At 71.9% G+C, this 13833-nt stretch carries 9 protein-coding genes; 2 read left to right on the top strand and 7 right to left on the bottom strand.

Annotated features, from left to right (window positions below; translation table 11 throughout):
- Positions 1 to 223: 223 nt before the first annotated feature.
- The 7 genes from ABZZ79_RS01985 to leuS form a co-directional block, all read right to left on the bottom strand.
- Positions 224 to 469: a hypothetical protein gene (locus ABZZ79_RS01985; RefSeq protein WP_356685415.1), complete on the bottom strand. Its 246-nt coding sequence runs from the start codon at positions 467 to 469 to the stop codon at positions 224 to 226.
- 85 nt (positions 470 to 554) lie between these two features.
- Positions 555 to 1382: an arylamine N-acetyltransferase gene (locus tag ABZZ79_RS01980; protein WP_356685413.1), complete on the bottom strand. Its 828-nt coding sequence runs from the start codon at positions 1380 to 1382 to the stop codon at positions 555 to 557.
- A 4-nt stretch (positions 1383 to 1386) separates the two neighbouring features.
- The gene (locus ABZZ79_RS01975; protein ID WP_356685411.1) at positions 1387 to 3909 is read right to left on the bottom strand and encodes a ComEC/Rec2 family competence protein; all 2523 of its coding nucleotides are present in this window, start codon (positions 3907 to 3909) and stop codon (positions 1387 to 1389) included.
- 131 nt (positions 3910 to 4040) lie between these two features.
- Positions 4041 to 5129 (bottom strand): ComEA family DNA-binding protein, encoded by a 1089-nt coding sequence (locus ABZZ79_RS01970; protein ID WP_356685409.1) that lies wholly within the window; start codon positions 5127 to 5129, stop codon positions 4041 to 4043.
- Positions 5130 to 5470: 341 nt separating this feature from the next.
- Positions 5471 to 6316, bottom strand: coding sequence for a DegV family protein (locus tag ABZZ79_RS01965; protein ID WP_356685407.1), 846 nt, complete (start codon positions 6314 to 6316; stop codon positions 5471 to 5473).
- A gap of 81 nt (positions 6317 to 6397) precedes the next feature.
- The gene (locus ABZZ79_RS01960) at positions 6398 to 7117 is read right to left on the bottom strand and encodes a hypothetical protein (RefSeq protein WP_356685406.1); all 720 of its coding nucleotides are present in this window, start codon (positions 7115 to 7117) and stop codon (positions 6398 to 6400) included.
- A gap of 415 nt (positions 7118 to 7532) precedes the next feature.
- Positions 7533 to 10406, bottom strand: a complete 2874-nt coding sequence (leuS, locus tag ABZZ79_RS01955) for a leucine--tRNA ligase (RefSeq protein ID WP_356685404.1) — start codon at positions 10404 to 10406, stop codon at positions 7533 to 7535.
- Positions 10407 to 10851: 445 nt separating this feature from the next.
- On the opposite strand from leuS, the gene ABZZ79_RS01950 reads away from it, so the two are divergent.
- Together ABZZ79_RS01950 and ABZZ79_RS01945 are read left to right on the top strand one after the other, a co-directional pair.
- Positions 10852 to 12096 carry a cytochrome b/b6 domain-containing protein gene (locus ABZZ79_RS01950; protein WP_356685402.1) on the top strand — a complete coding sequence of 415 codons (1245 nt, stop codon included), beginning with the start codon at positions 10852 to 10854 and terminating at the stop codon, positions 12094 to 12096.
- The gene (locus ABZZ79_RS01945) at positions 12093 to 13706 is read left to right on the top strand and encodes an NADH-ubiquinone oxidoreductase-F iron-sulfur binding region domain-containing protein (protein ID WP_356685400.1); all 1614 of its coding nucleotides are present in this window, start codon (positions 12093 to 12095) and stop codon (positions 13704 to 13706) included. The genes ABZZ79_RS01950 and ABZZ79_RS01945 overlap by 4 nt, the downstream gene beginning before the upstream one ends.
- Positions 13707 to 13833: the final 127 nt, after the last annotated feature.

Raw genomic sequence — 13833 nt, 5'->3', positions numbered from 1 at the left:
ACGGGAGGTCGGGGCCGCGGCCCGGAGGTCGGATCCCGGCACAGCCGGGCTGCGCGGGTGGGCCCCCGGACGACGCCCTCACGAGGAGACCGGGATGTGCCCGGGATGCGGGGAGGAGAGCCCGACCTGCGGAGCCACGGCCCGCCCGGTGCCCGACCTGCGGAGCTAAGGCCCCTGGTGTTCGCCCAGCGGAACTCTGCCCCCTGGCGCCCGACCCGCGGAGCTACGGCTCCTCGCGCCAGCCCTCCCACTCCCCGGCGAACTCGTCCAGCTCCCGAGGATCCAGCCTCCCCTCCTCGTCCCGGAGGACGAGTAGCCACTGCGCGTCCTCCGCGTCGTCCTCCCCCGCCAACGCATCCCGTACCAGCAGCGGCTCCTCATCGAGCCCGAACCGCTCCCCCAACGCCTCGGCCACCTCCTCCGCCGTATCGCGATCGGGCAGCACCAGCACATGTCTCACATCACTCACGGCCCCCATTTTCCGGCACCCGGTCGTCCCTCCGTCACACGGGTCGTCCTCCCGTCACGACCCGGACGGGACGGTCAGCGCAGCCCTATCCCTTCCGCACCACCGGCACCCGGTCCAGCTCGATCCCGAATCTCTCCCGGTACACCGCGAGCACCTCCTCGTCCGTCCCCAGCTCGCTCACCTCACGGCCTCCGCCGACCGCCGTCACCGTCAGGTTCCGCCCACTGAGCGTGATCCGTCCTCCGTCCTCCGTGAGCCGCGAGCACACCAGCGACCGCCGGAAGTGCGACTGCGGCGAGGTGCTGTGCCACCACGCCCCGATCGCGAACTCCTCCAGCCCACGGGGCCGCATCTCCAGCCGGTACTCGGGCTGCCCGTCCCTGAAGACGTCCAGGTCCCCGAAGTCCGGCCCACCACCCCGCACCCCCGGCGCGCCCGAACCCGTGCCCGCCTCGACGATCCGGAACACCCCACCGGGGTCGACCTGTTCACCACGCTCCTCGAACTCCAGCGGCAGATGACTGTGCGCCCCGAACCCGACGTCCGCAAGCCACGCGCCCCCGTCCACCGTCCGCACCCGCAGCGCGAGATGGTCGTACGGATTCCCGAGCCGCCCCTCCTTGCCGTACACCCGCGCCGCGAGGTACGCCACGTCGAATCCCAGCGCCGTCAACAACGCACCGAAGACACCGTTGAGTTCGTAGCAGAACCCGCCCCGGCGCGCGCCCACCACCTTGTCCACCAAACGCTTCTCCTCCAGAGCGATCTCCTCGCCGAGGTGAATCGAGAGGTTCTCGAAGGGCACGGTCCGCAGATGCCGCAGATGCAGATCGCGCAGGACGTCGACAGTGGGCCACGCCGGGTACTCGGCCCCGATACGAGCGAGATATGCCTCAACCTCTTCGGAATTCATGCCTTCAGTCTCGCGCCACTCGCACCTCCCTGCCCGCCCCGACCACCGCGATCCCGCCGCCGGTATCCGTTCGCAGCACCACCGCCCCCTGCACCCTGAGCGCCCCGACGGTGCCGGGAGCCGGATGCCCGTAGGGGTTGTCCGCCCCCACCGAGATCAGCGCCAGCCTCGGCGCCGCCAGCCGTATCAGGTCCGGATCCTGATAGGCGGACCCGTAATGGGCGACCTTCAGCACGTCCACGCCCTCGAACCGCGCCGCCGCCGGAGACCTCAACAGCGCCCGCTGGGCCGGTGGTTCGAGGTCCCCGAGCAGCAGCATCCGCAGCCCCGCCGACCGCACGAGCAACGCGACACTCGCGTCGTTCGGCCCCTCGGGCTCCAGCGGCGGCACCGGGGTGAACGGCCCGCCGCCAGGCCCCGGGGGTGCCGTGGGAGGCGGCGGCCACACCACCTCCCACGACAGGTCCCCGGTACGCCGCCGCTCGCCCGCCACCGCCCGCGTGAGTGGAATCCGCCGTGCCGCCGCCTCCCTGCGCACGAACTCCACCTGCTCAACCGGCTCCTCGAACCCGGTCGTCTGGATCTCCCCCACCGCCCGGCCCCGCAGGACACCCGGCAGGCCCGCCACATGATCCGCGTGGAAGTGCGTCAGCACCACGAGGGACACCTCACCGACTCCGAGTGCCCGCAGACACCGGTCGACAGGCTCCGGATCCGGCCCCGCGTCCACCACCACCGCCCTGCCCGCTCCCGCCGCGAGCACCAGCGCGTCCCCCTGCCCCACGTCGCACATCGCCAGCCGCCAGCCCGGCGGCGGCCAGCCCGTGATCACCCTGGCCAACGGCGGCGGCCGCACCACCACGAGCAGCAACAGCACCACGCACAGCCACGGCCGCCCCACCAGCCGGCTGCCCAGGAAGAGCACCGCCGCCGTGACGGACGCCAGCAGCACCGCCCCCGCCCAGCCGTCCGGCCAGTCCACTCCCCCACCGGGCAGCGCCGCCCCGGCCCGCGCCACGTCGGCGATCCACCCCACGGGCCAAGCCGCCACCCACGCGATCCCCTTGGCCACCGGCATCGCCACCGGCGCCACCGCCAGCGCGGCGAACCCCAGCACCGTGGCCGGTGCCACCGCGAACTCCGCGAACAGGTTGCACGGCACCGCCACCAGACTGACCCGCGCCGACAGCATCACCACGACCGGCGCACACAGCGCCTGCGCCGCCCCGGCCGCGGCCAGCGCCTCGGCCGCCCTCGGTGGAACGCCCCGCCGCCGCAGCCCCTCGCTCCAGCGCGGCGCGATCGTCAGCAGGGCTCCCGTCGCCAGCACCGACAGCAGGAACCCGTAACTGCGCGCCAGCCAGGGGTCGTACAGCACCAGCATCAGCACCGCCGTCGCCAGCGCCGGGATCAGCGATCTGCGGCGGCCGGTGACGAGGGCCAGCAGCACGACGGTCCCGCAGGCGGCCGCCCGCAGCACACTCGGATCGGGCCGGCACACCACGACGAAGCCCAGCGTGAGGCCTCCCCCGAGCACCGCGGTGGTTCGCAACGGAATCCCCAGCCGCGGGGCGAGCCCACGCCGCTCCGCCCGCTGCGCCAGCCCCGGCGGGCCGAGCAGCAGCGCCAGCACGATGGTGAGGTTGCTTCCGGACACGGCCAGCAGGTGCGTGAGGTCCGTGTCCCTGAACACTTCGTCCAGTTCCGGCGTGATCCGTGAGGTGTCCCCTACCACCAGCCCGGGCAGCAGCGCCCGCGCGTCCGGCGGAAGCCCGTCGGTGGCCTCGCGCAGCCCTGCCCGCAACCGGCCCGCGAGACGCTGGTGCGCCGACGGCGTCCCCGTCACGTCGGGCTCCGCCCCCCGTACCCGCAGCACACCCGCGATCCGGTCCGCGCCCATGAGCGCAGGCGCGAGCCGTCCGGTCACCCGCAACCGTGTCGAGGGCAGTAGTCGCAGCCAGGGCGAGGAAGCCGGCCCACTGGGACCTGTGCCCGGGGTGGCCCCGCGTTCCTGCGCGTCGACCATCAGCAGCACGGGCGTACGCGTCACCGCCGCGGCACCGCCCGGCGCCAGGACCTTGCGCACCTCGGCGTCGACGAGCACCACGCCTGGCGCCACATGGTCCCCTCGGACGCGGGGTCCGGAGCTCCGGGGATCGGCCGTGACCTCGACCTCCACGGTCACGGTCGCGTACTGCCGCACCAGCCCCGGCACGGGTCCTCTCCGCAGATCGGCCCCGTGCAGCCCTGCCGAGGCGGCAGCCGCGGCCACACAGAGCAGCACGGCAGCCACCGACCAGTAACGCCGTCCAGGCCCGCCGACGCCTCGCCCCCACATCGAGAGCAGCCCACCCGCCACGGCGACACAGAAGGCCGCCACGGCCATGACCCACCCCGGCGGTGCGTCGAGCGTGAGGGCTGCGGTTGCCCAGGCCGCGAGCGCGGGTGGCACGAGCCGCAGGTCGACGGGCGCCTCCTCCTGCCGGGGGTTGGCGGACCCGAGGCGTCTGCCAGAGGTGCTGTGCACTGCGCGGCGGGCGGGAGAGGCGGAACCGTCCCCTTCGGCACCGGGCGGGCGAGCAGTGGGACTCTCGCGGTCGGCGCGGCTCTCCGGGTCTGCGCGGCTTACCCGAGAGGCGGGCGCGTCCTCACCTGGCATCACGGTCGCACCAGGTTCCGCAGGTCGGCGAAGCGACGCTCACCGATGCCGTTGACCTCCCGCAGCTCGTCGACCGAGCGGAAACCCGCGTGCTGTGTGCGGTAGTCGATGATGTGCTGGGCCAGTACGGGCCCCACTCCCGGCAGCCCATCCAACTGCTCGACCGTGGCCGTGCTGAGCGAGACCGGCACCGCTGGTCCCGCCGGTGTCACAGCCCCCGGCGCGGATCCACCCACCACACTTCCCGGAGCCGCGCCGACCGGGCCCCCGACGATCACCAGCTCGCCGTCCACCAGGAACCGGGCCCGGTTGAGACTGTCGACCTTCGTACCGGGCCGCACGCCTCCCGCCGCCCGGAGCGCGTCGGCGACTCGTGATCCGGCGGGCAGCCGATGGATGCCGGGTTCACGGACCTTCCCGCTGACGTCGACCACGATCTCCGCCGGGGGCGCACCGACCTGCGTGCCCCCCTCGGCCGAGGACGGACCGGGCTGGGCAGGGCCGGACCGCGTCCGGTCCCCCTCGTACGGGTTGGCCGCGCTCACGATGTCGGGGGCCGCCACCGACTGGGTGCGACCGCTCCAGAAGTGCTGCCCGGCAAGCCCTGCGGCCACGACCAGCACTACCGCCAGCGCGACCACGCTGCGGCGTTCCAGCCCGCACCGCGTCTGCAACCACAGCGGCATCCGCTCCCGCAGCGCGAGCCCCGCCCGCCACCGCAACAGATCCCCGTCGCCCTCGGGGCCCGGGCCGACAGCCCCCCGGCCGTCGCGCACAGGGACCGGCGTCGGCACAGGGCCGGCTTCCTCCGAGACAGAGGCACGTAAGTCGTCCCCCTCCGGGCCCCTTGTCCCCGTCCTCGATTCCACCGGCCCCGGTGGCCCGGGTGGCCCCGCCCCGGTCTCGACGCGCCTGGTCGGCGGCTCGGCGAACAACGACGCGGCGCGACGCCGCAGTTCATCGGCGGGCCGGCTTCCGTGTCGGGCCCGGGTGGGTCGACGACGGTGGCGGCTGCGGCCGTCGGAGGCCGGGCCCCGGCCGGGGCCACTGGTCGCGGACGGTGTGCGTGGATGTGATCGAAGTGCCATGCCACGAGGATCACGCACGGCGACGCCCCGCGATGATCTTGGTCAAGTTCCGTGGAACATCCCCCGGTTGTGGAAAACTCCATCACCCGCAGGGGTGACCGCCTCCGGCGTCTCGGGGCGCAACCGAAGCACGCCGACGTCTCAAGCGCGCAACCGAAGCCCGTCGGCGTCGCAGGCGCGCACCCGAGGCCTGCCACATCTCCGCGCACCGCCGAGGCCTGCCACGTCTCGGCACACCCCCGAGGCCCGCACGTCTCCGCGCACCGCCGAGGCCGCCGGGTTCTCAGCAGGCCGCCGACGCCCGTCGGCGTCTCAGCGCGCAACCGAGGCCCTCCGACGCCTCAGCGCGCCGAGATGATGACCCCGAGCAGTCCGGGGCCCGTGTGCGCCCCGATCACCGCACCGACCTCACTGACGTGCAGGTCGACCAGTCCCGGTACCCGGTCGAGCAGACGATCCGCGAGGGCACCGGCCCGTTCGGGCGCGGCGAGATGATGGACGGCGATGTCGACCTGCGCGGCACCGGCCCGTTCGACGACGAGTGCCTCCAGTCGGGCGATCGCCTTCGACGCCGTACGCACCTTCTCCAGCGGGCCGATGCGGCCGCCTTCGAGCTGGAGCAGCGGTTTCACGGCCAGCGCGGAGCCGAAGAGGGCCTGTGCGGCTCCGATCCGGCCGCCCCGGCGCAGAAAGTCGAGGGTGTCGACGTAGAAATAGGCCGAGGTGCCGGCGGCGCGTTTCTCCGCGGCCGCGACGGCGTCGTCCATCGTGCCGCCCGACTCGGCCGTCTCGGCCGCGGTGACCGCACAGAAGCCGAGCGCCATGGCGACCATGCCGGTGTCCACGACGCGCACCGGCACGGGTGCCTCGCGGGCCGCGAGGACCGCCGCGTCGTAGGTGCCGGACAGTTCCGCGGACAGATGGAGCGAGACGATGCCGGTGGCCCCGGACTCGGCGACCTCGCGATAGTGCCGCGCGAACAGTTCCGGGCTGGGACGCGAGGTGGTGACGGGGCGTCGCTTCTGCAGCGCCTGGGCCAGGGAACGAGTGGAGATCTCGGTGCCCTCTTCTAGCGCCTGGTCACCCAGCACCACGGTCAGGGGCACCGCGGTGATGCCGTGACGCTCCATCGTCCCCTGCGGCAGGTAGGCCGTTGAATCAGTGACGATCGCGACATGGCGGGACATGAGCTGGAGGTTACCTGGCGTAGCGCCCGCGCGGCAGTCCGGCCCCGTTCAGTGAGACTTCCGTGGCGTGTTCGGACGCGCTCAGGTGGTGCTCTCCGGGCGCGGCTTCTTCTGCCAGGGATAGGTGGGGCGCACCCCGGGCGGGGTGATGGCCGACCGGGCCGGTTCTTCGGCAGGCCGCGGCCCCGGCCGGCGGGCTGCTCCTTCGGTGGTGACGGACGAGTCGGACCACGAGGGCGGCGGGGTCGCCGAGTCCGTCGTCGTCCAGTGCCGCAGAGCGCCTGCCTCCAGGTCGATCTGTGTGCTCAGAAAGTCCAGATCGTCGTCGGCGAAGCGCCGGGCCCGGTCGCGGGCGGCCCAGCGCAGCGAGTCGGCGGAGCTGGTGATGCGCTCGGTGCGTTCGCGCAGCGCGGGCAGGCGTTCGGCGAGCGTGGCCCGGTCCGGCTCCGACTCCAGGCGCCTGAGTTCGGCGTCCAGTTCGTGGCCGTGCGCGCTGAGGCGCTCGAAGAGGCTGAGGGACTCCTTCAGGGACTCGTCCTCGGTCACGCCCGCGTGCAGGGCGTCCTGCGTTGCCCGCATCGAGGTGCGCAGCGCCAGCCGGAGCTGGGCGATCTCGCCCACCGGGCCCGGTGCGGCGAAGGACTTCGCCCGCAGCGTGTGGTCCTCGACCGTGCGGCGGGCCTGGTTGATGGTGCGGTCCACGCCGCGCTTGGCCGCGCCGACCGCCTTCACCGCGGCGTAGGCTCCGGCTGCCAGAAACAGCGCGAAGAGCAGTACCACCACTGCGACGACTGCTTCCACAGTGCTCCTCCTCCGGCCTGCCACGACACGCTCCGCGCCGCACTTCAAACGGTAAACGCAAAGGGCAGGCCCTGAGTTCCAACGGAACCCCGAACCTGCCCGTAGGGGACTACCCCGAGCCGTCGGCCACAGCCCCACCGCGCCACCGCTCACCTGCGGCGACACGGTCTTGGACACCGGCACCCGCACCCCACCGGCACCAGCACGGGCACCCCCACCGGGACCGGCACCGGCACCCGCAGGGCATCGACACCTCAGCCCCGACGCAGACACCGGAACGTCAGCACGACACCGGCACCCGAGACGGCCGCTGCCGGGCCACCGCTGCGACAAGTGCACCGCCACGGCCCAGGAGACGACGGCGCAGCGAGTACTCCACCGCCTCGGCGACCAGGGCCACCGCCGACGACCACCGTCACCCCGTGACGATGTTCACCAGCTTCGGCGCCCGCACGATCACCTTGCGAATGGCCGCACCGTCCAGCGCCGCGACGACCTTCTCGTCGGCCAGCGCGACCTTCTCCAGCTCCTCCTCGGAGATGCCCGGCGGCACCTCCAGGCGGGCCTTGACCTTGCCCTTGATCTGGACGACGCAGGTGACCGTCTCGTCCACGACGTAGGCGGGGTCGGCCACCGGGAAGTCCTGGTGGACGACGGAGCCGGTGTGACCCAGCTTGCGCCACAGCTCCTCGGCGATGTGCGGGGCCAGCGGCGCGGCCAGCAGCACCAGCGCGTCGGCCACGGAGCGCGGGACGGCCCCGCCCGCCTTGGTCAGGTGGTTGTTCAGCTCGGTGATCTTGGCGATGGCGGTGTTGAAGCGCATGCCCTCCAGGTCGCCGCGCACGCCGTCGATCGCCTTGTGCAGGGCACGCAGCGTGTCCTCGTCGGCCGCGGCGTCGACGACGGTGACCTCGCCGGTGTTCTCGTCGACGACGTTGCGCCACATCCGCTGCAGCAGTCGGAACTGCCCGACCACCGCGCGCGTGTCCCAGGGGCGCGAGACGTCCAGCGGGCCCATCGCCATCTCGTACAGGCGCAGCGTGTCGGCGCCGTACTCGGCGCAGATCTCGTCCGGAGTGACCGCGTTCTTCAGGGACTTGCCCATCTTGCCCAGCAGCCGGGAGACCTTCTCGCCCTCGAAGTAGTACGCGCCGTCGCGCTCCTCCACCTCAGCGGCCGGCACCGCGATACCACGGCTGTCGCGGTAGACGTAGGCCTGGATCATGCCCTGGTTGAACAGCCTGTGGAACGGCTCGGCCGAGGAGACGTGGCCCAGGTCGAACAGGACCTTCGACCAGAAGCGCGCGTACAGCAGGTGCAGCACGGCATGCTCGGCGCCGCCGACGTACAGGTCGACACCGCCGTGCGGCCGGCCCTCGCGCGGGCCCATCCAGTACTGCTCGATGGCCGGGTCGACCAGCTGCCGGTCGTTGTGCGGGTCCAGGTAGCGGAACTCGTACCAGCAGGAACCGGCCCAGTTGGGCATGGTGTTGGTCTCGCGGCGGTACTTCTTCGGCCCGTCGCCCAGATCCAGGGTGACGTCGACCCATTCCTCGTTGCGCGACAGCGGCGTCTCGGGCTGGGTGTTCGCGTCGTCCGGGTCGAAGGTGCGGGGGCTGTAGTCCTCGACCTCCGGCAGCTCCAGCGGCAGCATCGACTCGGGCAGCGCGTGGGCGACGCCGTCCTCGTCGTAGACGATCGGGAAGGGCTCGCCCCAGTAGCGCTGGCGGCTGAACAGCCAGTCGCGCAGACGGAAGTTGACGGTGCCTTCGCCGATGCCCTTGCGCTCCAGCCACTCGGTGATGCGCGCCTTGGCCTCCGGGACGGGCAGGCCGTCCAGGGAGATGCCCTCACCGGTGGAGTTGATGATCTTCGCCTCGTACGAGGAGAAGGCGTTCTCCCAGGTCGAGGTGTCCGTGCCCCGGCCGTCGGTGGGCTCGACGATGCAGGTGATCGGCAGTTCGAAGGCGCGCGCGAACTCGAAGTCGCGCTGGTCGCCCGCCGGTACCGCCATGATCGCGCCGGTGCCGTAGCCCATCAGGACGTAGTCGGCGATGAAGACCGGGACCTGCTCGCCGTTGACCGGGTTGGTGGCGAAGGCACCGGTGAAGACGCCGGTCTTGTCCTTGGCCTCGGCCTGCCGCTCGACGTCGGACTTGGAGGCGGCCTGCGCGCGGTAGGCGGCGACGGCCTCGGCCGGGGTGGCGTGTCCGCCGGTCCACACCTCGTGGGCGCCCTCGGGCCAGGCGGCCGGGGTGAACTTCTCGACCATCGGGTGTTCGGGCGCCAGCACCATGTAGGTCGCGCCGAACAGGGTGTCGGGGCGGGTGGTGAAGACGGTGATGCGCTCGCCGTCGATCGGGAAGTCGACGCGGGCGCCCTCGGAGCGGCCGATCCAGTTGCGCTGCTGCAGCTTGATGGCCTCGGGCCAGTCCAGCTCCTCCAGGTCCTCCAGCAGGCGGTCCGCGTAGGCGGTGATCCGCATGTTCCACTGACGCAGCTTGGACTTGAAGACCGGGAAGTTGCCACGCTCGGAGCGGCCGTCGGCGGTGACCTCCTCGTTGGCCAGGACGGTGCCCAGGCCGGGGCACCAGTTGACCGGGGACTCGGAGGCGTAGGCCAGGCGGAACTCGCCCAGGACGTCGGCGCGCTCGGCGGCGGTCAGCTCGTTCCACGCGCGCGTGTGCCCGGGTACGGTGCGCTCACCGGTCTCGAACTGGGCGATCAGCTCGGAGATCGGACGGGCCTTGCCGGCCTCGTCGTCGTACCAGGAGTTGAAGATCTGCAGGAAGATCCACTGGGTCCACTTGTAGTAGTCCGGGTCGATCGTCGCGAACGACCGGCGCTTGTCGTGGCCCAGGCCCAGCCGGCGCAGCTGCGCCTTCATGTTGGCGATGTTGGCCTCGGTGGACACGCGCGGGTGCGTGCCGGTCTGCACGGCGTACTGCTCGGCGGGCAGGCCGAAGGCGTCGAAGCCCAGGGTGTGCAGGACGTTGTGCCCGGTCATCCGCTGGAAGCGGGCGAAGACGTCGGTGGCGATGTACCCCAGGGGGTGGCCGACGTGCAGGCCCGCACCGGACGGGTACGGGAACATGTCCATGATGAACTTCTTGGGCCGGTCGGCCAGGGCGGGGTCACCCGCCAGGTCCCCGCTCGGGTTGGGCGCCGCATAGGTGCCGTCGGCGTCCCAGAAGTCCTGCCAGCGTGCCTCGATGTCCGCGGCCATGGCGGCCGTGTAGCGGTGCGGCGCCGCCACCTCGGCGGCGGCAGCGGGGGTCGTCTCGCTCATGATCCTCAAAGCTCCATCGATCGTCTCTGCCAGCGGCTGCCATTCGGAAACGAAAAATCCCCTCGCACAGGAGGGGACGCCGCGCCGACTCCGGCCTCTCGGTTCGCCCGGGGCCGGGACTGATCAGCGCGGCTCGCTAAGCAGAAGGCGTACGGCACGCATGGCGTCAGGGTACCGCAGCCCCGTAGCAGCTTGCGACGGCCTTCCGCGACCGCACCGACACGCACCGTCACCCTGAGGAGTCACAGCGCCCACCCTCGTCACGCACGGTCAGAACTGAACCATGGTCAATGATTACTTCGCGTAACAGCCGCTAAGGGGCATCACAACAAGCTCATTGTCCTTTGATAACAACGCAATAACTCAAACCTCGTACTCGCCGGTACGGAAGCCACTTAGAGTTCCGCCTCGGGACCGCTTTCCCGAACCGCTCGGAGTTGCCCCCATGAACCCTCGACGTAGTAACAGCTCGCTCGCCAAACCCGGCCGCTCGGCCTACGGGGCCGCGACGGCTGCCATCCTGTTCCTCATCCCCGTGGTCGTCCTGGTCGGAGGCGACCAGGTCCGCGACTTCCTGAACTTCGGCGCCGGCGTGCTGTCTCTCGTGTCGCTCAGCTGCTCGGTGATCTGGGGTCTCGTCGCCCAGGACCGGATCTTCCTGAACACGCGCCAGCGGATCGTCGGCCAGGCGGTGCACCGCACCACCGCGGTCGCCTCGATCGCGTTCCTGTTGCTGCACATCACCACCAAGATCGCCCTCGACCACGTCGAACTGGTCGCCGCGGTGATCCCCTTCGCGCTCGGCGTGACCGGCAGCGCGGGCCTGATCGGCCTCGGCTCCCTGGCCGGCCTGATGATGATCTTCGTCGGCATCACGGGAGCGCTGCGCAGCGCGTTCGCCTCCCCGGCACCCGTCGCCGCCCGCTGGCGGGCCATGCACATGCTCGCCTACCCGGCCTGGTGCGCCGCCCTGCTGCACGGCCTGTACGCCGGCCGTGAGGCGAAGCCGATCTTCGTCATCCTCTACGGCCTGTCCCTGGCGGGCGTGACCGCCGCCCTGGCCCTGCGCGCCGCACCCCGCCCGATCAAGCGGAAGATCGCGGACCGCATCACCGCGCTGCTCGGCAACGAGGACAGGTCCGGCCGCGAGGACCTGGACGCCGGCCGCGCCAGGACGGCCGAGTCCGCGCCGCGCACCCGCGAGACCGCGCAGCGCACCGCCCCCGAGCCCTTCAACGCGCCCGCCGAGCCCGCGAACGGCTTCGCGGCCGCCTACCGGGCGGTTTCGACGCCCCCGCGCGCGGGTGGCTCCGTCGCGGCCGACGAGACCGCGCGGATGGACCTCTCCGGCTTCGGCGCCCCCACGGAGTCCTTCCCGCGCACGGACAGCACCTCCGGTTCCTGGCCCATCCCCTCCCCGCCCCCCGTCGGCGAGGCCCCGCCCTCGTCCTACGACCCGCTCAACGACACGGGATACACCATCCCGACCTACGGCAATCCGGGCGCGGAAACCTACGGTTCCAGTGACGTGTACGACACGAATGAGTCGAACACCCTCTACGGCACGTACAACGCGGGTGACACGTACAACAGCGGTCCCGCCACAGAACCATTCCCCGGTGCCTCCTACGACTACGAGGCACCGGGTTCGGGCGAACCTTGGAACACGCCCTCCGGAGGCTTTAAGTGAACGAGGCCCTGCCCGACGTCCTGGAAGTCCGCGTCGTAGGACTTCCGCAACTCACGTCTGGCTTCGACCTTGTCGAACGGCTCGATCTGCCCATGCACCTGAAGGTGCACGGGCCGCTTGAGCCGATGGGCGGCGAGCAGCTCGCCCAGCTCTCCGAACGCATCAATCTCAGGGGCCGCGGCGGCGCGGGTTTCCCCTTCCACAAGAAGCTGCGCTCGGTCGCCGAATCGGCGATCCGGCGCGGTGTACGGCCGGTCGTCGTCGTCAACGGCAGTGAGGACGAACCGGCCTGCCGCAAGGACACGGTGCTGATCAACCGTGCCCCGCATCTGATCCTGGACGGCGCGCTGCTGTGCGCGGAGGCCCTCGGCGCCCGCACGCTCGTCATCGGGGTCACCCGTGAGTCCACCCAGCGTTCGATGGAGGCCGCGCTCGCCGAGCGCGGCCTGAACAACGGACGAAGGTCGGCACTGCGCGCACGCGTGCAGCGCAATCCGGTGCGCATGGTCACCGGCGCCGCCGCGTCGCTGATCCGCTCGATCGACGGCGGCCCGGCGGTCCCGCCGGGGCGCAAGATCAGCGCCTCGCAGACCGGCGTGGGCGGCGCGCCCACCCTGCTGTCGAACGCCGAGACGTTCGCCCAGCTGGCCATCGCCGCCCGCATCGGCCCGGAGCGCTACGGCAACACCGGCCTGTACGACGAGCCCGGCACGGTCATGCTGACCCTGTCCGGCGCGGTCGCCCGCCCGATGGTGATCGAGGTCCCCACGGGCGTGCCGCTGCGCTACGTCCTCCAGCTGGCCGGCGCCCCGCCCGTACCGCAGGGCGTGCTCACGGGCGGCTACCACGGCAAGTGGATCGACGCCGCGACCGTCAACGAGGCGATCGTCTCCCGCAACTCCCTCGACGCGGTGGGCGGTTCGCTGGGCGCCGGCGCGATTCTGCCCATCAGCCAGGACACGTGCCCGCTCGGTGAGTCGCTGCGCGTGGCGCAGTGGCTGGCCGAGGAGAGCGCCGGCCAGTGCGGCCCCTGCTACCTCGGCCTGCCCGCCGCCGCGCGCGGGATGGAGGACATCCTCAACGGCGGCGGCCCGGCCGCCCTGGAGGCGGTGAAGCAGGTCGCCAGGAACGTGAAACGGCGCGGCGCGTGCTCGCACCCGGACGGCTCCGCGATGTTCCTGGAGTCGACCATCAAGGCCTTCACCGACGATCTCGCCGCGCACGTCCTCGGCAACGGCTGCGGAAGGCCCGTGGCGGGCGTTCTGCCACTCTTCGAGGGCGGCAGAGCCCCCACGGGCATCCCGGGCGGCAGCGAGGCCGAGGAGAACGGCCCCAGCCGCCAGAAGATCTTCGTCGACTGGACGCTGTGCCGGGGCCACGGCCTGTGCGCGGACATCCTGCCGGAGGTCTTCGAACTGGGCGCCGACGGCTTCCCGACCGTCGCCCAGGCCTCCGTGCCCCGCTTCGCCGAGGCGAAGGCGCTGCGCGCGGTACGCCGCTGTCCCGCCCTGGCCCTGCGCATCGAGGAGGACACCCGCGCACAGGCCCCGGCCCGCAACAACCTGCCGGTGCTGTCCCAGGGCCGCGGGAGGCGCGCACTCGGCCGCTGAGCCGAGCCGCACGCGCGCGTGGACGTGTTCTACGCGCGCGCGTGGGACAGACACGCGCACCGCACACAGGAGAACGGGCGCACCAGGCATACAAAAAAGATCCCGCCGGATCGTTTCCGATCCGGCG

The organism is Streptomyces sp. NPDC006458 (assembly GCF_040612135.1).
Taxonomy (GTDB): domain Bacteria; phylum Actinomycetota; class Actinomycetes; order Streptomycetales; family Streptomycetaceae; genus Streptomyces.
This window is presented reverse-complemented; position numbering and strand designations above follow the sequence as displayed.